This window comes from Phaeobacter cretensis, assembly GCF_047372505.1.
In the GTDB taxonomy this organism is placed as follows: Bacteria; Pseudomonadota; Alphaproteobacteria; order Rhodobacterales; family Rhodobacteraceae; genus Phaeobacter; species Phaeobacter cretensis.
The window spans coordinates 1,692,268-1,711,928 of sequence record NZ_JBKBEU010000001.1 but is presented as its reverse complement, the minus strand read 5'-3'; the positions used below and the strand labels follow the sequence as shown (position 1 = coordinate 1,711,928).

Annotated in this window: 17 protein-coding genes and 1 pseudogene; 15 read left to right on the top strand and 3 right to left on the bottom strand. The window is 54.7% G+C overall.

Going from position 1 to position 19,661, the window contains the following annotated elements; translation table 11 throughout:
• The first annotated feature begins 143 nt into the window (after positions 1–143).
• The 10 genes from ACEWZM_RS08295 to ACEWZM_RS08250 all read left to right on the top strand — a co-directional run bounded on the left by ACEWZM_RS08295 (position 144) and on the right by ACEWZM_RS08250 (position 8,870).
• Positions 144–977, top strand: a complete 834-nt coding sequence (locus tag ACEWZM_RS08295) for a carbohydrate ABC transporter permease (protein WP_414005987.1) — start codon at positions 144–146, stop codon at positions 975–977.
• Between the two features lie 4 nt (positions 978–981).
• Positions 982–1,818 (top strand): carbohydrate ABC transporter permease, encoded by an 837-nt coding sequence (locus ACEWZM_RS08290; RefSeq protein ID WP_102883538.1) that lies wholly within the window; start codon positions 982–984, stop codon positions 1,816–1,818.
• A gap of 3 nt (positions 1,819–1,821) precedes the next feature.
• Positions 1,822–2,073 (top strand): DUF2160 family membrane protein, encoded by a 252-nt coding sequence (locus ACEWZM_RS08285; protein WP_414005986.1) that lies wholly within the window; start codon positions 1,822–1,824, stop codon positions 2,071–2,073.
• A 3-nt stretch (positions 2,074–2,076) separates the two neighbouring features.
• The gene (locus tag ACEWZM_RS08280; RefSeq protein ID WP_414005985.1) at positions 2,077–3,129 is read left to right on the top strand and encodes an NAD(P)-dependent alcohol dehydrogenase; all 1,053 of its coding nucleotides are present in this window, start codon (positions 2,077–2,079) and stop codon (positions 3,127–3,129) included.
• A gap of 12 nt (positions 3,130–3,141) precedes the next feature.
• The gene (locus tag ACEWZM_RS08275; protein ID WP_414005984.1) at positions 3,142–4,203 is read left to right on the top strand and encodes an ABC transporter ATP-binding protein; all 1,062 of its coding nucleotides are present in this window, start codon (positions 3,142–3,144) and stop codon (positions 4,201–4,203) included.
• A complete protein-coding gene (locus tag ACEWZM_RS08270; protein ID WP_414005983.1) occupies positions 4,203–4,904 on the top strand; it encodes an HAD family hydrolase in 702 nt (233 codons plus the stop codon). The genes ACEWZM_RS08275 and ACEWZM_RS08270 overlap by 1 nt, the downstream gene beginning before the upstream one ends.
• A complete protein-coding gene (locus tag ACEWZM_RS08265; protein ID WP_414005982.1) occupies positions 4,901–6,373 on the top strand; it encodes a mannitol dehydrogenase family protein in 1,473 nt (490 codons plus the stop codon). The genes ACEWZM_RS08270 and ACEWZM_RS08265 overlap by 4 nt, the downstream gene beginning before the upstream one ends.
• A complete protein-coding gene (xylB, locus tag ACEWZM_RS08260; RefSeq protein ID WP_414005981.1) occupies positions 6,374–7,825 on the top strand; it encodes a xylulokinase in 1,452 nt (483 codons plus the stop codon).
• A 103-nt stretch (positions 7,826–7,928) separates the two neighbouring features.
• The gene (locus ACEWZM_RS08255) at positions 7,929–8,138 is read left to right on the top strand and encodes a hypothetical protein (protein WP_414005980.1); all 210 of its coding nucleotides are present in this window, start codon (positions 7,929–7,931) and stop codon (positions 8,136–8,138) included.
• 6 nt (positions 8,139–8,144) lie between these two features.
• Positions 8,145–8,870, top strand: coding sequence for a transaldolase family protein (locus ACEWZM_RS08250; protein ID WP_414005979.1), 726 nt, complete (start codon positions 8,145–8,147; stop codon positions 8,868–8,870).
• Positions 8,871–9,216: 346 nt separating this feature from the next.
• Here ACEWZM_RS08250 and ACEWZM_RS08245 read toward each other — a convergent pair whose 3' ends face one another.
• Together ACEWZM_RS08245 and ACEWZM_RS08240 are read right to left on the bottom strand one after the other, a co-directional pair.
• On the bottom strand, positions 9,217–11,613 hold the full coding sequence (locus ACEWZM_RS08245) for a transketolase (protein ID WP_414005978.1): 2,397 nt from the start codon (positions 11,611–11,613) through the stop codon (positions 9,217–9,219).
• A gap of 408 nt (positions 11,614–12,021) precedes the next feature.
• Complete coding sequence (locus ACEWZM_RS08240; protein ID WP_414005977.1) at positions 12,022–13,035, bottom strand: 1-aminocyclopropane-1-carboxylate deaminase; 1,014 nt, start codon at positions 13,033–13,035, stop codon at positions 12,022–12,024.
• A 152-nt stretch (positions 13,036–13,187) separates the two neighbouring features.
• Here ACEWZM_RS08240 and ACEWZM_RS08235 point away from each other — a divergent pair, with 152 nt between their 5' ends.
• Positions 13,188–13,646, top strand: coding sequence for an Lrp/AsnC family transcriptional regulator (locus ACEWZM_RS08235; RefSeq protein ID WP_414005976.1), 459 nt, complete (start codon positions 13,188–13,190; stop codon positions 13,644–13,646).
• 259 nt (positions 13,647–13,905) lie between these two features.
• Here ACEWZM_RS08235 and ACEWZM_RS08230 read toward each other — a convergent pair whose 3' ends face one another.
• Entirely contained in the window at positions 13,906–15,072 is a 1,167-nt protein-coding gene (locus ACEWZM_RS08230) for an MFS transporter (RefSeq protein ID WP_414005975.1), read from the bottom strand.
• A 279-nt stretch (positions 15,073–15,351) separates the two neighbouring features.
• Between ACEWZM_RS08230 and ACEWZM_RS08225 the strand changes: the two are divergent.
• From ACEWZM_RS08225 to rfbF, 4 genes and pseudogenes are all read left to right on the top strand, one after another.
• A pseudogene (locus tag ACEWZM_RS08225) lies at positions 15,352–16,142 on the top strand (IS5 family transposase).
• 287 nt (positions 16,143–16,429) lie between these two features.
• The gene (locus ACEWZM_RS08220) at positions 16,430–17,305 is read left to right on the top strand and encodes a hypothetical protein (RefSeq protein ID WP_414005974.1); all 876 of its coding nucleotides are present in this window, start codon (positions 16,430–16,432) and stop codon (positions 17,303–17,305) included.
• A 173-nt stretch (positions 17,306–17,478) separates the two neighbouring features.
• On the top strand, positions 17,479–18,837 hold the full coding sequence (gene rfbH / locus ACEWZM_RS08215; RefSeq protein WP_414005973.1) for a lipopolysaccharide biosynthesis protein RfbH: 1,359 nt from the start codon (positions 17,479–17,481) through the stop codon (positions 18,835–18,837).
• Positions 18,834–19,661 (top strand): glucose-1-phosphate cytidylyltransferase, encoded by an 828-nt coding sequence (gene rfbF, locus ACEWZM_RS08210; RefSeq protein ID WP_414005972.1) that lies wholly within the window; start codon positions 18,834–18,836, stop codon positions 19,659–19,661. The genes rfbH and rfbF overlap by 4 nt, the downstream gene beginning before the upstream one ends.

The window sequence follows — 19,661 nt, the reverse complement described above, 5'->3', positions numbered from 1 at the left end:
GCCGCTGTCATTGCGACGACCCACAATCAAAAACAATACTGCTGACAACAGGTATGTTCGGTGCCATCACCTTTGCATCGACACAGTAGGGGGAAAATACCATGCAATCCAAAAGACTTGGCTGGATACTACTGGCCCCAACATTGGTCATCTTGTTCTTTTTCGGCGTGCTGCCCTTCATCTATGTTGTCTATGTGTCGTTCCATTCCTGGAACCCGTTCGCGGTCAATCCCGAGATGGTGTTCAATGGTGCGGACAATTTCCGAAAGATCGTTTTTGACGCGGCATTCCTGAACTCTGTCGGCGTGACCGTGATGTTCGTCTTTTTCGCCGTCTTGTCCGAATTGATCCTTGGTTATCTTTTGGCGCAAGCCTTCATGCGGGACTTTCCCGGCAAGGCGATTTTCCGCACGATCCATACACTGCCCCTGATCATGGCCCCGATCATTGTCGGTTCAGTCTGGAAACTGATGACCACGCCGTCGATCGGGATTATTCCACACTACTTGGACGAATGGTTTGGCATTTCGATGAATATCGGCACCTCGGCACCGGCCGCATTTGCCACAATTGTCCTCATGGACATCTGGCACTGGACGCCGCTCGTCACGCTGACGCTGATCGCCGCCCTTGTATCACTGCCGTCCGATCCGTTCGAACAGGCGCAGATTGATGGCGCGGGCAAGCGGCAGATGTTCTGGCACATCACTTTGCCGATGATCGCTCCTGCCGTGGTCGCCACCGTCTTTATCCGTCTGATGGACGCGTTGCGTACCGTGGATGAGGTTTGGATGCTTACCGGGGGTGGGCCGGGATCAGCAACCCGCTTCGTCGGCGTTCACATCTTCAAAGAAGTGTTCCCAAAAACAAATTATGGCTACGGATCGACGATTTCCGTCATCGTGCTCTACCTGACAATTGTGTCGTGCTGGCTGCTCTACGTGACCATGCTCGCCCCACGCAGCAAGAAAGGCTGAAGCCATGAAAAAGCAAAGCCCAATCGTCGGCATCATCTTTTGGAGCCTCGTCAGTGTGCTGACATTGTTCCCGATCTACTGGCTGTTCGTCATTTCAGTCAAACCAGCGGTGCAGTTGTTTTCCACACCGGAGCTGATCTTGTCAGACCCGTATTGGGGCAACTACGCCAAGGTCTGGGGTGACCGCCTTCTGCGTAGTTACATGCTGAACTCGGTCATCATCTCGACCGGCAACGCTGTGATCTGTACCGTGCTTGGGTTCTTCGCCTGCTACGCCCTGTCGCGTTTCAACATGAGCGGCAAGGAGTCGATCTTCTTCTGGACGATCACCAACCGGATGGCCCCGCCTGCCGTGTTCCTGCTGCCTCTGTTTTTGCTGATGACACAGGTCTACACTGTGGGTGAATGGCGGCTTTTGGACACGCGGATCGGCATGATCCTAGTCTATTGTACCTTCAATCTGCCGTTTGCAATCTGGACATTGCGCCCAACAGTGGATGGTATCCCCAAAGAATTGGACGAGGCTGCCTTTGTTGATGGGGCAAGTGCCTGGCAGGTGATTACGAAAATCGTTTTCCCGCTGTGTCGGCCCGGTCTTGCCGTGACGTTGATCCTGACCTGGGTTTTTGCCTGGAACGAATATCTGCTGGCCGCGACGCTGACTAATTTCAACGCGCGGACACTGACAACAGGTCTGTCGGAATACGTCACCACAACCGGCACGGAATGGGGTGTCATGGCGACAATTTCAGTCTTCACGCTGATCCCCGCTTTGATCGTTTTCGGTCTTGTGCAAAAGCACATCGTGGCTGGTCTGACCTTTGGCGCGGTGAAAGGATAATCCATGAGCGATCATCACGAAGAACCGCTGATCTCGGCGCTGCTGGAAGAGGAAGACGCGCCCGAGATCGCGCCCGCGCCAACCGGGTTTCTGCCAATTGAGACAAACTGGTTCGACCGCCTGTTCATAGCGCTCGTGATCTGGATCGCCCTGTCGCTGTTCTGGTTTCGGTTTATGGAACCGATGGGCCTTTCGATCTGGATTTCCAATGCCATTGCTGCCGCTCTGGCCTTCATCATCATCAAGAAAGGCTGAGACATGCAATCGCTTGTTCTGGAAAAGAAAGACGAACTCAGCCTGCGCGACTTTCCCGCGATAGACCGCGTCGAAGAGGTTCTTGGGGCGCGTGATGTGCGCATCAAACTGCACACAGTCGGCATTTGCGGTTCTGACGTGCACTATTACACCCATGGGCGGATTGGGCCGTTTGTGGTGAACGCGCCAATGATTTTGGGTCACGAGGCCTCGGGCACGGTGATCGAGGTTGGCACAGACGTTACTACCCTAGAGGAAGGCGACAGGGTCTGCATGGAACCGGGCATCCCCGATCCAAACAGCAAGGCGACGCAACTGGGTATGTACAACATTGACCCTGCTGTGCGCTTCTGGGCGACACCGCCGGTGCATGGCATCTTGCGCCCGACTTGCGTTCATCCCGAGGCCTTCACCTTCAAGCTGCCTGACAATGTCAGTTTTGCAGAAGCCGCGATGGTCGAACCTTTGGCCGTTGGCGTACATGCGGCAACCAAGGCGCGGGTAAAGCCGGGTGACAACGCTGTCGTCATGGGCGCGGGCCCCATTGGTCTGGTGACTGCCCTATCCGCACTCGCCGCTGGCTGTGCCAAGGTCTATGTAACCGATCTGGCCGCGAAAAAGCTGGAAATTGCCGGATCCCTGAGCCCCGCAATTGTCCCCGTCGATGTGACCTCGCAAAACCTGACGGATGCGGTCAAGCGTGACACTGACGGCTGGGGTGTTGATATCGTGTTCGAAGCCACCGGCAGCCCGCATGCGGCAAAAACAGTGTTCGAACCCCTATGCCCGGGCGGTTGTGTTGTCATGATCGGCGGCCAGCCTGATCCGATCCAATACGATGCGGGTGCTGCGATGATCCGCGAGGCGCGGGTCGAGAACATCTTTCGATACGCGCATGTTTTTCCACGCTGTGTGGGCATGCTCAGTTCGAGTGCCATCGACGTTAAACCGCTCATCACGCGAACATTCGACTTTTCTGACAGTTTGCAGGCCTTTGAAATTGCGGCTTCGGCGCCACCGGCGGATGTGAAGATGCAAATCGAAATGCCGCAATAAGGAACCAAAGACATGGCCAACGTAACAATCGACAACGTAATCAAAAGCTATGGTGCGACGCAGGTCATGCACGGCGTCAGTGTCGACATCGAAGACGGTGAATTTGTGGTGCTGGTCGGCCCATCAGGCTGTGGCAAATCCACCTTGCTTCGGATGCTGGCGGGACTGGAAGAAATCAGCGATGGCACGATCTCAATCGGCGATCGCGTTGTGAATGATGTGCTGCCAAAAGAGCGTGACATCGCAATGGTTTTCCAAAGCTACGCGCTTTATCCGCACAAAACCGTTTATGACAATATCAGCTTTCCGCTTCTGATGGCGAAACGGTCCAAGGCAGAAATTGAGGAAAAGGTCACCAATGCCGCTGAGATTCTCGACCTGACCAAGTATCTCAAGCGCTACCCTAAAGAGCTTTCTGGTGGCCAGCGTCAGCGGGTTGCCATGGGCCGCGCAATTGTCCGCGACCCGCAGGTTTTCTTGTTCGACGAACCCTTGTCAAACCTTGACGCAAAACTGCGCGTAACAATGCGGATCGAAATCAAGGAACTGCATCAGCGCCTTGGCACTACCATCGTTTACGTGACCCACGATCAGGTCGAAGCAATGACCATGGCCGACAAGATCGTCGTGATGCGTGATGGTCGTGTTGAACAAATCGGCAGCCCACTCGATCTTTACGACAATCCCGTAAACACCTTTGTGGCAGGCTTTATTGGCTCTCCGTCGATGAATTTTGTCCATGGTAGAATCGCATGTGAAGGTGGCTCTCGCTTTTTTCAGTCCGATAGCGGATTGAAGCTTCCGCTTCCGCAAACGGCGGCGGAGGACGGCCAAGAGGTGACATACGGCGTGCGGCCCGAATTCGTTAAGGTTGGCGACGGCGGCGTAGAAATGGAAGTTGTCGCAGTGGAACCCACTGGTTCCGAGACGCAAATCTTCGCGCGCTCAGGCAAGGACCTGATTGACGCGCTTGCAAAAGAGAGGATCAGTGCCCGGCCAGGTTCCAAACTTGGGTTCGTGATCAACCCTGATGACGTGCATCTGTTCGACCGCAGGACAGGACAACATATCTGATGCCTTCAGTCAGGGGCGTCATTTTTGATCTGGACGGCTGTTTGGTCGACAGCGAGCCCTTGTCTTTGGAGGCAATCGCCTCTGAGATGCGCAGGCTTGGGATCGAGGATGCCACGGCCCAAGAGATCGGAGACAAGTTCCTCGGGGTCGCCATGCCGGTGATAGCTGATTATGTTTCTGATCGCCTTGGCGCACCTGTTCCCAAAGACTTTGCAGACCGATTCGAGACCCAATTGCTCGCAACCTACCAAGCTGATTTGCGCCAAATCTCTGGTGCACCTGAATTGCTGGACGGTCTTAATGCACAGAAATGTGCAATGGCTATTGCCACTGGCGGATCGTTGAAACGCATGACGGCGACGTTGGAAATCTCGGGGCTGGCCGATTGGTTTGCAGGCACCGCATCTAGTGCGGCAGAAGTTGCGCAAGGCAAACCTGCCCCCGATCTTTTCCTGTTGGCTCTTGAACGGCTCAAGTTGACCCCGTCGGAATGTGTGGTTTTAGAGGATTCCCCGCACGGTGTGAAAGGCGCTTTGGCGGCGGGTATCCCGGCCATCGGCTTTGTCGGTGGCAGCCATCTGGAAGGGAAACGTGACACACATGCTGCGATCCTACGAGATGCTGGCGCGGCCCATATCTTTGAGCGGCTGGAAGATGTCGGACGCCATATCTTGACCCATACGAACGAGCTTCTGAGATGAGTTTTTTGGCGCGCGATGCACTGGATGATCTGCCTGAATGCGTGCAGCGCCCGCTTTATGACAGGGATCACTTGACGCCGGGGATCGTTCATATCGGAGTGGGCAATTTTCACCGTGCGCACCAATCCTGGTATCTGCACCGTCTGATGCAGCAGGGCTATGCGCATGACTGGGCCATAATCGGGGCCGGTGTGCGTCCCTATGATAATGACATGCGCGCCAAGTTGATGAAGCAGAACTGCCTGACCTCTTTGATTGAGCTTGATCCCAACGAGACGACAGCTGAAGTCGTAGGATCGATGATCGGCTATGTCGCAGTTGAAAAGGGCAACCGGCCTTTGATCGAACAGATGGCGGCGCGTCAGATCCGCATCGTTTCACTCACAGTAACAGAGGGCGGCTATTACCTTGATCCGGTGTCAAGGGCATTTGACAGTGCCCATCCTGATATCCAGCACGATGCGGCGAACCCTTGCGCCCCGCTAACAGCTTTTGGGGCCATTGTCGCCGCACTCAAGCTGAGACGGGATCGCGACACCGGCCCCTTTACTGTTCAGAGCTGTGACAATTTGCAAGGCAACGGCAATATACTGCGTCAAACCGTGGTTTCGTTGGCGCGTCTCAACGATCCGGGCCTTGCGGTTTGGATAGATACCAACTGCAGTTTTCCCAATTCGATGGTCGACTGTATCGTCCCCGCCACCGGCCCGGATGAACTCGCCATGGCAAGAGAGTTTGGCCTTTCTGACGATGCCCCTGTCACCCATGAAAACTTTCGCCAATGGGTGATCGAAGATGACTTCTGCGCAGGCCGCCCGGACTGGAACAAGGTCGGAGCAACCTTCGTCGATGACGTACATGGGTTTGAAGCCCAGAAAATCCGCATTCTGAACGCGGGTCATCAGATAATTGCCGGCGCAGCCGAGATCATGGGCATTGAAACCGTGGCGCAGGCGATGTCGCATGAAACGATAAGCGCATTCTTCGACAAAGTTGAGCGCGAAGAGATTTTGCCAGGTGTCAAAGCCGTTCCCGGCATGACGCCGCAGGACTATCTGGCGTTGACAGCGCGCCGCTTTGCGAATCCCGCCATCGGTGACACCATTCGCCGGATTGCGTGCGACGGGTCGTCGCGGCATCCGGGATTTGTCCTGCCGACGGTAAACGAAGCGATCACCGCTGGTACACCGCTCGATGGTCTTGCCCTTGTCGAGGCAACCTGGGCGCGGATGTGTTTCGGCGCGCGCGAAGACGGTAGTAGGATTGCGCCGAATGACCCAATATGGGATCAGCTAACAACCCGAGCGATCGAAGCCCGCACGACCCCTCAGCGATGGTTGGAAATGCGTAATATCTACGGTGACCTTGCCCACGTTCCGCGTTTTGCCGATGCTTTTGAGAGCTGGCTCGGGAAAATCTACAAAGACGGTGTAGCATCCGCTCTTCAACACTATCTGAAAGGTGTTTGAATGACGTTTCTCGGCATCGACCTGGGAACTTCGGGTCTGCGCGCATTACTCGTTGACGAAGACGGTGCGCCGATTGGTTCAACCGAGCAGCTCTACAATGCGGCTCACCCTCAACAGGGTTGGTCCGAGCAGGACCCTGCTGACTGGGTGATGGCTTTGGACGCCGCGATTAGTGAAATGCGGGACACCTATCCTGCGTTTTCCAGACTGCGGGGCATTGGCGTGGCCGGTCACATGCATGGGGCGACACTGCTGGATAACTCCGGAGACGTCCTGCGGCCGTGCATTTTGTGGAATGATCAGCGCTCGCACGCCGAAGCTGCCAAATTGGATAAGATAAAGGGTGTGCGTGACCTCTCCGGGAACATCGTATTTCCGGGCTTTACAGCGCCAAAGCTGAAATGGATTTCCCGGAACGAACCCGAGATTTTCAATGCGACGGCCAAAGTTTTGCTGCCAGCGGCCTACCTCAACTACTATCTGACCGGTGAATATGTCGCTGACATGTCCGACAGCGCCGGCACTTCCTGGTTGGATGTGGGCAAGCGGGAATGGTCGGACTATCTGTTGGACGCAAGCAATATGCGTCGCGATCAGATGCCGCGCCTTGTCGAAGGATCTGATGCGGCGGGCGTCTTGCGCAAAGAGTTGGCCCAAGATTGGGGGCTTGGTGGAACTGTAATCGTGGCTGGTGGTGCAGGTGACAATGCAGCTGCGGCCTGCGGAATCGGTGCCCTGGACGAGGGGCAAGGATTTGTATCGCTTGGCACGTCAGGCGTTCTTTTAGCTGCACGCGATGGATATCAGCCAGCGCCTGAAACCGCTGTGCACACCTTTTGCCATGCTATGCCGGGGCGCTGGTATCAGATGGGGGTGATGCTTTCGGCAGCGGACAGTCTGAATTGGTTCGCGCGCATGTCCGGCCAGAAACCATCAGAACTGACTGCGGACCTCGGCGATGTTCTTCACGCGCCCGGAGAGGTGCGCTTTTTGCCTTATCTGTCAGGTGAACGAACGCCGCACAATGACGCGGAAATCCGAGGCGGCTTTACCGGATTGTCTGCAGGAACGACGCGCGAGGACCTCACACGCGCAGTTTTGGAAGGCGTGGCCTACGGGCTGCGCGACAGTTACGATGCCCTTGCCGCGACCGATGCGAGACTTGAAAAGATCATTGCCATCGGGGGCGGAAGTGCCTCGCGATATTGGGTACAATTGATCTCGACCTTATTTGGTGTCCCGCTGCAATTGCCGGCCTCTGGTGAGTTTGGCGCCGCACTTGGCGCCGCGCGGTTGGGCATGATTGCATCCACCGGCGTTTCACCCGAGGGCATTGTCACCCCGCCGGAAATTTATGACGAAGTGCATCCTGGCGGAGCCCAAAGTGCTGCATTTGAAGAGGGCTACCAAGGTTTCCGAGAAGCCTACGCCGGACTAAAACAAATTCAGTGACCAATCTTCCATTTTCCGAAACGACAAGTTCCGTGTTTCAGTCGGTGACACAATTTGACGTCGAAGACAGGACGAACAACGGCAAAAGTAGAAAGAAATCCTGATGAAGAATGCTCTTGAACAACTCAGCGAAATGACCGTAATCGTCGCAGACACCGGCGATGCATCGATGGTAAAGCTGCATAGACCTCAGGATTGTACAACCAATCCATCTTTGGTTATGGCGGCCCTCAACAGCCCTGACGCACAAGACCTGATCTCTGCCGAGATTGAGACTGCACGCGGCAATGCGTGCAATGCCGCATCGCTTTGAGATACATTGACTGTTGCGATTGGTGCAAAACTGGCAGCGTTGATACCCGGGCGGGTATCGACAGAGGTCGATGCACGCCTGTCCTTTGATGTTGATGCTTCCGTAAGGCGAGCTCATGAAATTGTGGCCGAATATGACCGCCGGGGTGTCTCCCATGATCGCCTCCTGATCAAACTTGCATCAACCTGGGAGGGCATCCGCGCCGCAGAGCAGCTCGAAAAAGACGGCATCAACTGTAACCTCACGCTTCTATTTGCGATCGAACAGGCCAAGGCCTGTGCTGATGCCGGTGTTTTTTTGATCTCTCCTTTTGTCGGGCGGATAACAGATTGGTTCAAACAAGCCGAAGGCGTTGAAGATTATGCGCCAGATAAAGACCCGGGCGTGCGCTCAGTTCGCGAAATTTATGAGTATTACAAAACCCATGGAATTGAGACGGTCGTCATGGGGGCTTCTTTCCGCAACATCGGCCAAATCAAGGCACTTGCTGGATGTGACCGGTTGACGATCGCGCCTAAACTGCTCGCTGAACTCGCCGCGGACACTGGGTCTGTATCGTGTGTTCTTCAACCAAGTGGCATATCGCGAAACGGCCCAGTCCGCATGGGCGAAGAAGCGTTTCGATGGGGCCTAAACAATAGCGCGATGGCGACAGAGAAGCTGGCAGAAGGGATTCGAGGTTTCGATGCCGACCACCAAAAGTTGCTGCGCATACTGGATGGTAGGCTTTAGGTGGATGGGTATCGCCTCCAGCAGCGGGCAACTTGGCTGAATGATACGGCAAGCGCTAAAGGATGTTCAATGCTCTTGTTACCAGCAATTTCTGCTGGTTCGGGCCTGTTTTGGTTTCATTGAATGGCCGGTTCTCCCGCCGCACAGCGGCACCAATTTTCTTGCGGACGCGGCATTTCTGACGCTGCGAGCGCGCGCAGCGAAAAGAGTGAATTCACAGTTCGGGCTCGGAACGGTCACCCGACGCTTTCTGTCAGGCAAATCCTAGGCCAATCAGGTGCTTTAGGTCGGGTGTGCGGACCAAACCGCCTTACGTTCCGGATGCGTGAGTGCCCGCTTTTCAATTTCAAGGTGGCAAAAGAGTCATCCGAGCAACCGATGGAGATCGCTCGCCGGTTGTTAATTCGCTGACAGATTCAGCAATGGAGTGGCGGTCAATACGGAAATGGCAGTAGAGATCATCGATTGTACCCGTTTGCCCAAAGTGCTCCACGCCGTGTGGGATGGTCTTGTGCCCAGCGACGGCTCCAAGCCATGACAAAGTGGCGGGGTGACCGTCGATAACTGTTACAATCGTGCAGGTGTTTGGCAGCGCATCCATCAGTGTCTCAACATGGCTTACAGCCTCCGGATTGCCCCGTGCCCGTTCGCGTTGGGCCGCTGTCCATCCCGCATTTAGACGGTCAGCGGATGTCACGGCCAGTACAGCGACGTCACGACGATATTCTCCGATCATGCCAGCGGCGGCTATGGCCTCGGGTGCAACTGACCCTTGGTAGGCGATGACGATAGTGCAATTCGGACCGGGTTTGCGCAGCCAATAGGCTCCATCAATGGCACCTTGGCGGAAGTCATCATCGACCCGCTTACCCGGCTGTTCGATTGGGTTAGTCGACAACCTGAGGTAAACCGAACCGCCGGTTTCATCGCGCAACCAGGTTCGCTCGTCCGGGTCGCCGTCGCCGCTGCGCTGCATGTAGTCAAAGGCCCATTTCATAATCACCGCCAGTTCATCCACGAATGCGGGCTCAAATGCTGCCAATCCATCTTGCGACATGCCGATCAGGGGCGAGGCGATGGATTGGTGCGCCCCGCCTTCGGGGGCCAGTGTGACACCGGATGGCGTTCCCACCAGCATAAAGCGGGCATCCTGATAGCAGGCGTAGTTCAAGGCATCGAGCCCGCGCGAGACAAAGGGGTCGTAGACTGTGCCAATCGGGATCAGGCGTTTGCCAAACAGCGAATGAGACAGACCTGCAGCGCCCAATAGCAGCATCAGGTTCATCTCGGCGATACCCAGCTCGATATGCTGACCTTCGGGGGCGAATTCCCATTTGGCGGTCGAGGGGATTTTGTGGTCTTTGAACGTGTCTGTTTGTACTTTGCGCGCGAACAGCTTGCGCCTGTTCACCCATGGGCCAAGGTTTGTTGTGCCCGTCACATCTGGGGACGTTGTCACGATCCTGCTTGCCAAATCACTTTCGCCTTTGGACAGGTCATCTAGGATTTTGCCAAAGCCCATTTGGGTCGAGATTTCGCGGTCGCTCGCAATGTCGATATTTGGCACCCCGATTGCATCGTCGGTGAAGCGACGCAGGCCGTTGGCGAAGAACGGAACCGCCTTGAGATAATCTTGGAACTCAGAAGGGTCGCTTACCGTTGCAAGCGGCTCCCATTCATCCCCCGTTGCCACGCCCATATCCGCCTGCCAGTCTGCCATCTGAGCCTTGTTCATCAGGCCGCCATGGTTGTCCTTGTGTCCGGCAATGGGCGTGCCCCAACCCTTGATCGTATAGGCGAGGAAACAGACAGGGCGGTCGTGGTCGATGGCAGCGAATGTCGCGGCCATGGTGTCCACACAGTTCCCACCAAGGTTTTCCATCAAAGCAGCCAGTTCCTCATCGCTGCGTGCATCCAGCAAAGCCGTGACGTCGCCTTGATCGCCCAGATCATCCATCAGATGTTTGCGCCAGACTGCACCACCCATATAAGTCAGCGCTGAATAAAGCTGGTTGGGACAGTTATCGATCCATGCCTGCAACTTCTCGCCACCAGGTTCCGCAAAGGCAGCTCGTTGAAAATGCCCGTATTTCACCCGCACAACTTCCCAGCCGAAGGCGTCAAAGACCTTCTCCGCCCTCTCGAACAGTCCTTCGCGCACGATCCCGTCCAACGATTGGCGGTTGTAGTCGATCACCCACCATGTATTGCGCAGATCGTTTTTCCAGCCCTCTTGCAGGCACTCATAGATGTTGCCTTCGTCCAGTTCGGCGTCGCCCATGAGCGCTATCATCCGCCCCGTGGGGATGCTTTTGCCCCATGATTTCGCCTGGACATAATCCTGTATTATCGATGCGAATGATGTGATGGCAACTCCCAGCCCGACAGAGCCAGTGGAAAAATCGACATCGTCGATGTCCTTTGTCCGTGAGGGATAGCTTTGCACACCACCAAAACCGCGAAAATTCTCCATCTTTTCACGCGTCATATTGCCCATCAGATATTGCATCGCGTGGAATATGGGCGAGGCATGAGGTTTGACCGCGACTCGATCCTCTGGCCGCAGTACGCCAAAATAGAGCGCGGTCATGATTGATACCATCGACGCAGAAGAAGCCTGATGCCCGCCCACCTTGATCCCATCCGCCTTGGGGCGGATATGATTGGCATTGTGGATCATCCAATGGGACAGCCACAGCAGGCGTTGTTCCACGGTTTTAAGATGGGGGACTGGAGCAGACATCGTGATTTTTCCAAGCTTTGTTTTCTTTGATCGACTCTGCCATCGAACAGAATGGGCACGTTAACGATCAGATTTCGATTTCATAGACGGGACCCTAAAACCCAACTCCAAGAGCATCGATGTCCGGTGTATCGACGTTCTGAAGCAGATCGAATTGGACCAAATTCTGGACAGCACCCTCTGTCGCGTCAAATTCAGAACGATACGTCTCAGCATTATTCTTGCCACCAAGCGCCATGCACAGAACCGAAGAACCCCTTTCCTTTCATTGTTCGGGGTCAATTCGTCAGCTAAAAACACCTTCTGCGCATCACCCCTGATAATCCAACGACCCAGTTGTTGTGTGAGTGCATTTACTGCACTCACTTCGGTTTTCGGAACTCTCAGATAAGAAGAACAGGCATGCCCTTAACCGTTGCGGTAGGTGTAGCTGTAGCCGTTCAACGCGGGCTGGCCGCCTAGATGCGCATAAAGTACTTTGGACCCGTCTGGGAAAAAGCCCTTCTTCACCAGATCGATCATGCCCTGCATGGATTTGCCCTCATAAACCGGGTCGGTGATCATCGCCTCGGTCCGCGCGGCCAATCGGATCGCATCGTTGGTCTCAGCACTTGGAACACCGTAGGCGGGATATGCGTAGCTTGGGTTGATGTGGATGTCTTCATCTTCAATGGAATATCCGCATTCGATCAGATCGCAGGTCTTGTTGGCGATTTCTTTCACTTGCGCACGGGTTTGATCAACAGTGCCAGAGGCATCAATGCCGATCACACGATCCGCACGGCCATCCTTTTTGAATCCTACGATCATGCCGCCTTGGGTAGAGCCTGTGACGACGCAAACCACAATATAATCGAACTTGAAACCAAGCTCCGCTTCTTGTTCGCGAACTTCTTCGGCGAAGGCCACGTAGCCCAAGCAACCAAAGGGGTGAACGGAGGCACCAGCGGGAATGCCATAGGGCTTGCCGCCTTCTTTTTTGACATTCTCAATAGCATCTTCGTAGCTGGTGCGAATGCCAATATCGAACCCGTCTTCGACAAGACGGCTGTCCGCGCCCATCAAGCGGGTCATCATGATGTTACCCACGCGGTCGTACACCGCATCATCGTGAGGCACCCAAGCCTCTTGCACCAACCGGCATTTCATCCCGATCTTGGCCGCCGTCGCCGCAACCATACGCGTGTGGTTGGACTGGACGCCGCCAATGGACACCAAAGTGTCGGCACCTGACGCAATCGCGTCCGGCACGATGTATTCCAGCTTACGTAGCTTGTTGCCGCCTTGGGCGAGGCCAGAGTTGCAATCTTCGCGCTTGGCGTAGATTTCGACTTTGCCGCCAAGGGTCTCTGTCAAGCGGGGCAGATGCTCAATCGGCGTTTTGCCAAAGGTGAGGGGGTAGCGTTCGAATTTTTCCAGCATGGTGTGCTCCTTTTTCTACTTCGGAGACTAGCAAAGGTGGCGTGAGGGGTGCTTTCAAATACACATCCAAAATTTCCTTTGACCGCTTTAAATGATCAATGAATTACACTATAAGTCCATTAAGTGCGGTATTTTCGGAAGATTCTTTCATCATGTCCCTGGACCGAATCGACAAGCGGATGCTGCGACTGCTGCAAACAGACGGTAGGATGAGCAACGCTGACCTCGCTTCCCAAGTGAACGTGAGCCCTGCAACGTGCCACAGGCGCACCCAACGGCTGTTTGACGACGGCCATATCCAAACAGTGCGGGCTGTCGTTACCCCTGAGAGTGTCGGTCTCGGAGCGATTGCGATGGTAGGCGTCGTTCTGGATCGCTCAACGCCTGAAAGTTTTACGAACTTCGAGACCGCAATCCTTGATCTGCCGATGATCCTTGATTGTCACCTCGTCGCCGGTGATTTTGACTACCTGTTGAAAATCCGGGTTGCCGACATGGCCGACTTTAACCGGCTCCACGGAGAGGTCTTGATCGCATTGCCCGAGGTCAGACAGGCTCGGACATTCTTTGTGATGAAAGAAGTGAAGGACGGCGCGCCTCTGAACTTCTGATCCTCCAAAGCGGGCTTTAGGGCAAGTCGCGGCATCGGTCACATTGGGCTCCAAGCCGCCTGATGCTGGTGCTGCGTCGCTGACGACGAAGGCTGTTCTGAAGCAGCCGCTTAACTAGTGGGCTACGCAACTGAAATTTTGCTGCTTTTTGCGGATGCGCCGACATCCCCGCTTCAACAGCCGGTGTTGAGGCACAGCGCCGTGAAAACCGACTGCGATCCCATAATTCCGGATGCTACGCTACACTTAGAGGTCAGCTTTAGGTCGCAGCGCTTTCCGGACAGCACCTTGCGAATGCAACGTCGGCAAGTGCTGCGAGCGCTGCCGTCGTGGCGACAAGAGCTAGAAAAACGTACAATCCAACCGGGCCAAAAACCGCCATTGCCGAGCCAGCAAATACCGGCCCAATGAACGCGCCCGCATTGTAGGCGATCAGACCTGTACTCGTGGCTTCGACATGCGCGCTGTCACTGCTGGCGTCAACGATACGACTTAGACCAAAGGCGTACATCGGTACCATGGACGCACCCACGACGGCCCCGCCGATGCACGCAAGCCAAAGTGGTGGGGTCTGAACCATGATCAAAACCAGGCAGGCTCCAACTGCGGCCAAGGCACAGAGGGCTGCCACACCCATTCTCGTAAACCGGTCCGCAAGCGCTCCCAGAGGGATTTCGCTGATCGCCGGTGCGACCAATACGAACGCCACGAAGAAGGCGATACTTTCAACCGAAAGTCCTATGCCCGTCGCATAGAGCGCGCTCAGCCCATAGAAACTGGCGTTTGCGATCCCACCGCAGAGGGCCACCAAAATAGGAGCAGAAAAACAGCGGGCCATTTCGACCAAGCCTGTAAACCGATAGGATTTGCCGGTCGTTTCATGGGGTTCTTTTGTGAGAAGCGCTGGCAAAATCGACGCGATATAGGCGACCCCCACAATCACTAGACTACCGTTGACAGACCCCAGAACCAGTAGAAAGGGGCCGAGTGCCGTCGCTGCCAATCTGACTGTCTCGTAGGTCGCAAACACCTTTCCGCGTGACCGGCGATCAGCGAGCGCCTGAAACCACCCGTCTACAACGACATAGTAAGCGCCCAAGGAAAACCCGCCTGCAAACCGCAGAAGCAGCCAGGCGGTCTGGCTTTCAGTCAACGTCAAAGCGTAGGTCGCGCCTGCGGCCACGAGGGCACTGACGGCAAATCCTGCGCGATAGCCGATCCGGCTCAGCACGATACCAAACGTCAAAGCGGCGAGGAATGACCCGCAGTAATAGACGGTAGTGACCAGACCGATGAATGCCGGAGCGCTTCCTAAATCCTGCAGCCTCAAAGCTACAATCGGAAACAGCGCGCCTGTCGCAAGTCCGAACATCGGCACCGCTAGAAGCAAGCGCCCGGATTTAAGCAATAAGTCGATGTAGTTCATACTCAACTCCGATTTCCAGCATGAGTGATACGCGTGAAGTGTGACATTCAGACGTCAGAATTTGCGAGTCGACTTTGGAAATCCGGACATTCCAAGCCGTTGCACCAAAGTTCGGTTTGTCCCGCGTGTCGTTTGTCCAACCTGGCCGCAGCGAAAGCGCGCTTGTACTATGGAAATCGGGTCGAATATTCTCTCGGCGTCATTAGGTTCTGGACCTATTAATTTGGTTGCCGTCATCCCGCCTGCGTGATTCATGCCCTTGAGTTTCAGGGGTATAACATGAGCAATCTATTCTGGCTGACGGATGTGCAGATGGCGCGACTTCAGCCTTACTTTCCAAAGAGCCATGGTAAGCCGAGGGGTGATGATCGACGCGTGCTGAGCGGGATTATTTTCATCAACCGCAATGGGTTACGTTGGTCCGATGCGCCGCGTGAATATGGGCCGCCAAAGACGCTGTATAATCGCTGGAAACGATGGAGCGATATGGGTGTGTTCGCTCGGATCATGAACGGGCTGGCTGCAGAGGGAACCGCTCATAAAACCATCATGATCGATGTGAGCAGGCGAACGCCATGCGTTCGAGTGAGCCTGCGCAAGTACCTCAAAGCGCACCGCACGGCTTCCAGTCTGCGGTTGAAAAAGGGGGCGTCGCAGGCTGATATGGCGCACCAAGGGTGGCATGAATACGAAACTGCACGCCGTTACTGACAGTCTGGGACGCCCCATCCGCTTCTTCATTTCCGCTGGGCAGGTGAGCGATTACACGGGCGCCAGGGCTCTGGTGAACAGTCTGCCACCGGCTGACTGGCTGCTGGGAGATCGAGGCTATGACGCAGATTGGTTCCGCGAAGCCCTTAATGACAGGGGAATAAAGTCCTGTCCCAGGTCGAAAGTCACGCGACAAGCCTGTCCGATACGACAAGCGCCGCTACAAACGACGCAACCGCATTGAGATCATGTTCGGACGCCTGAAGGATTGGCGGCGCGTCGCCACTCGATATGACAGATGCCCAAAGGTATTCCTCTCGGCCATCGCTCTCGCTGCAACGGTCCTATTCTGGCTGTAAATCAATGAGTCTCGAGCCTAGCAGTAAGTTCTCTGATTTTGACTATGCATGTCCGATCATTCCGCGTTTGTGTAGTGCCATGATATTTTCTTGGTCCGTTTTGAATTCAACCCAGCATCCATCTCTACTCGATTTCAAAAGGTAGTTAGGCAAATACCTTTTGGGACCAGTTGATGGATGGACGTTCGCTCGGCTATCTATTTACTATTCTGTAAGTGAGAGAGTGCAGAATACGCGCAAGTGTGTGGAAGGAGCAGAATACGCGCAAGTGTGCGGAAGGAATCGCCATGAAGATATGTATCGTTATTCCGACATATAGACGCAATGTTCAAATCGTGCGCTTGTTGTCTCAGTTGGCGAAGTTGCGCGAGGCGTACAAGGGACAAGCTGAATACACCGTTTTCGTAACGGATTCTGACCAAGCTAACCCTGCCTGTGAGATCATCAAGTCGCTTTGTGACCGTTACATACTGAACAAGGGAACGGGGTTCGACGACAACCTGTTCCATTATTATCAGGATCATGCTGGCTATTTTGATTTTGTGTTCAGCTGCAGTGATGACGACCTATTTGCCTGTGGGCCGGTCAATGCGCTGGATCTTCTGGAAGTGGCCGCAAGGCAAGACCGGGCAGCAGTTCACTTCAACCACTTCGAATACAAAACAGACAGCGCCGAATGCACGGAAATGCAATACACGCTTTCGCCTGCCGCCTACCACCTACCCGACCTCAGCAATAACCCGGAAAAACTCCGTGAAAGGTTCCTGTGGGGGCCGCCCAGACATGTAGGGCTACTCTACAAATCCAGCCACATTGCAGGCCTGCTAGACAAGTTGCCTGCGTTCAGGGGCACATTGCATCTTTATGCGGTTCCCTTCATGTGCGCTCTTGAAAGCGGAGAGGCCTCTTTTTTTGACTATCCTTTAAACTATTTTTCGGCGGAAGTAGAAAAAGACGGTGCCTGGGAGAGCACGGCGAACGTCTTCCACGGCTTGCTCCAGTACCTTATCGCATCCAAGCAGCTGTTAAGCCCGCAGGGCTTTGAGATTGCGCATACAGGCTTTATGCACGCCTACCTCGGACAAGCTGCCTGGTTGAGGAATATAATTTCTGCCCCCCTGCCGACTGAAGCAGAGGTGCTGGCCTGCATTGAACAGGCTTAGTTAGAAACCTCAAACATAGTGAACTTTAAGTCTACATTTGGCCTGAACCGAAAGCCTATATTAACCAAATCCGGACTACAAGTTACTGCATACCAACACTGCGGACCGAAGTCCGCACGCAGCAACGTAAAGAGAAAATCTGTCTAATTGGTGCCGCGTCAGCCAGAAGGTCGATGAATGTGAAGCCTAGATCCCGTGAACAAATCGTCGCAGACGCAAAGGCCTATTTTGAGGCCCAGCCACAGCCGGAATTCTTACCCGGCGAGACTTACATTCCACCGTCGGGCAAAGTTCTGGATGGAGAAGACTGTGCCAACCTGATAGACGCCGGCTTGGACATGTGGCTGACAGCGGGCCGTTATGCGGACAGCTTCGAAGATCGTCTGGCAGCCAAATTCGGCACAAAACTCTCCAAACTCACGGTGTCGGGCTCGGCTGCGAACTTGCTAGCCTTTTCAACGCTGACCTCTTGGAAGCTTGGATCAGAACGGATCGAGCCTGGATCGGAGGTCATTACCGTTGCTGCCGGCTTTCCGACAACTGTGACGCCGATCATCCAAAACGGTTGCCTTCCCGTTTTTGTAGATGTCGACCTGGAGACGCATAATGTGAACGTCGACCTGGTGGAGGCGGCGATCACCCCTAAAACGCGTGCTATCGTGATCGCGCACAGTCTTGGCAACCCGTTCGATGTCATCCGTATAGCCGAACTTTGCAAGGCTCATAATCTGTATCTGATCGAAGATTGCTGCGACGCTTTTGGCGCTACTGTTCAGATGCCGGACGGCACCGAAAAGGGGGTCGGCACCTTCGGAGATCTGGCGACGCTTAGCTTTTATCCCGCACACCACATCACGATGGGCGAAGGCGGAGCTATTCTAATGAACAGCATCCGTTTGGCCCGTATTTGCGAAAGCTTCCGGGACTGGGGGCGGGATTGCTATTGCGCTCCCGGGAAGGACAATACCTGCGGTAAGCGATTTGATTGGAAACTGGGCGATCTACCGGAGGGTTACGACCACAAGTACATTTACAGCCATATCGGATACAATCTGAAAGTTTCTGACATGCAGGCCGCCATTGGGCTGAGCCAGCTTGGAAAATTGGACAACTTCGTTGAAACAAGGCGGGATAATTTTTCAGGTTTGACCAAGCGGATGAAAAAGGCCGGCCTAGATGAATATTATCATTTGCCTCAGGCGACTCCAGGCACGAATCCCTCCTGGTTTGGGTTTCTATTGACTATTCGGGACGGAGTTCCGCTGGTCCGGCGCGACGTGACTGCCGCGCTGGAAGATCACAAGGTCGGCACGCGGATGCTATTTGCTGGCAATCTGATCCGTCAGCCTGCATTCGCGCGGGCAAACTATCGCGTGAGTGGCCCTTTAGATGTCACGGACAAGGTCATGGCGGATGCATTCTGGATTGGTGTCTGGCCAGGCCTGTCCAGCGCCCACTTGGACTATATGGTGGATACGCTCGCAAACGTCACAAAAGATCAACTTCAAGCAGCAAAGGTTGCCTCAAAATGAAAGCTGTCATCCTTGCGGGTGGGCTGGGCACCCGTCTTTCAGAAGAAACCAACCTGAAACCAAAGCCAATGATCGAAATCGGCGGTCGACCGATCCTGTGGCACATCATGAAAATCTACACGTCCTTCGGGATCACGGATTTTGTGATCTGCCTTGGCTACAAAGGATACGTCATCAAGGAGTTTTTTGCCAATTACGCTCTGCAAACCTCCGACGTGACCTTTGATATGTCATCCGGCACAGTCGAAGTTCACCGCGCTACGGCTGAGCCCTGGCGCATCAGCCTGATTGACACTGGCGAGCAGACTATGACTGGTGGTCGTCTGAAGAAAATTTCCCATTTGATCGACGGCACGTTTTGCATGACCTACGGCGACGGTGTTGGGAATATCAACATCAAGGAGTTGGTGTCCTTCCATCACTCCCATGGGCTTAAGTCGACAGTCACAGCGGTTGCGCCTCCAGGCAGGTTCGGGCTGCTTGACTTAGACAATACTCGGGTCGCCGGATTTGTTGAGAAACCGAAAGGGGAAGGTGGACGGATCAACGGCGGCTTCTTTGTGCTCGAAGCAGAAGCTTTGGATGTGATCGATGGTGACGCCGACATGTGGGAGGAAAACCCCATGCGGCGACTTGTTTCGCAGGGGCAGATGGCAGCTTTTCAACATGATGGCTTCTGGCAGCCCATGGACACCCTAAGAGACAAGAATAACCTGGAGAAACTTTGGAATGAAGGCCGGGCCCCTTGGAAGACTTGGGATCAGCATCCTGTGAATGCGGCGGCCAACAGCAAGCTGATCCGCCCATCGCTTAGTTTGCATTGA

Coding starts and splice junctions, on each gene's coding strand:
- ACEWZM_RS08240 (WP_414005977.1), bottom strand. CDS start 13,035: ATGCTGGAAAAATTCGAACGCTACCCCCTCACCTTTGGCAAAACGCCG.
- ACEWZM_RS08235 (WP_414005976.1), top strand. CDS start 13,188: ATGTCCCTGGACCGAATCGACAAGCGGATGCTGCGACTGCTGCAAACA.
- rfbH (WP_414005973.1), top strand. CDS start 17,479: ATGAATGTGAAGCCTAGATCCCGTGAACAAATCGTCGCAGACGCAAAG.
- ACEWZM_RS08270 (WP_414005983.1), top strand. CDS start 4,203: ATGCCTTCAGTCAGGGGCGTCATTTTTGATCTGGACGGCTGTTTGGTC.
- ACEWZM_RS08255 (WP_414005980.1), top strand. CDS start 7,929: ATGAAGAATGCTCTTGAACAACTCAGCGAAATGACCGTAATCGTCGCA.
- ACEWZM_RS08275 (WP_414005984.1), top strand. CDS start 3,142: ATGGCCAACGTAACAATCGACAACGTAATCAAAAGCTATGGTGCGACG.
- ACEWZM_RS08280 (WP_414005985.1), top strand. CDS start 2,077: ATGCAATCGCTTGTTCTGGAAAAGAAAGACGAACTCAGCCTGCGCGAC.
- ACEWZM_RS08230 (WP_414005975.1), bottom strand. CDS start 15,072: ATGAACTACATCGACTTATTGCTTAAATCCGGGCGCTTGCTTCTAGCG.
- ACEWZM_RS08265 (WP_414005982.1), top strand. CDS start 4,901: ATGAGTTTTTTGGCGCGCGATGCACTGGATGATCTGCCTGAATGCGTG.
- rfbF (WP_414005972.1), top strand. CDS start 18,834: ATGAAAGCTGTCATCCTTGCGGGTGGGCTGGGCACCCGTCTTTCAGAA.
- ACEWZM_RS08220 (WP_414005974.1), top strand. CDS start 16,430: ATGAAGATATGTATCGTTATTCCGACATATAGACGCAATGTTCAAATC.
- ACEWZM_RS08290 (WP_102883538.1), top strand. CDS start 982: ATGAAAAAGCAAAGCCCAATCGTCGGCATCATCTTTTGGAGCCTCGTC.
- ACEWZM_RS08285 (WP_414005986.1), top strand. CDS start 1,822: ATGAGCGATCATCACGAAGAACCGCTGATCTCGGCGCTGCTGGAAGAG.
- ACEWZM_RS08245 (WP_414005978.1), bottom strand. CDS start 11,613: ATGTCTGCTCCAGTCCCCCATCTTAAAACCGTGGAACAACGCCTGCTG.
- xylB (WP_414005981.1), top strand. CDS start 6,374: ATGACGTTTCTCGGCATCGACCTGGGAACTTCGGGTCTGCGCGCATTA.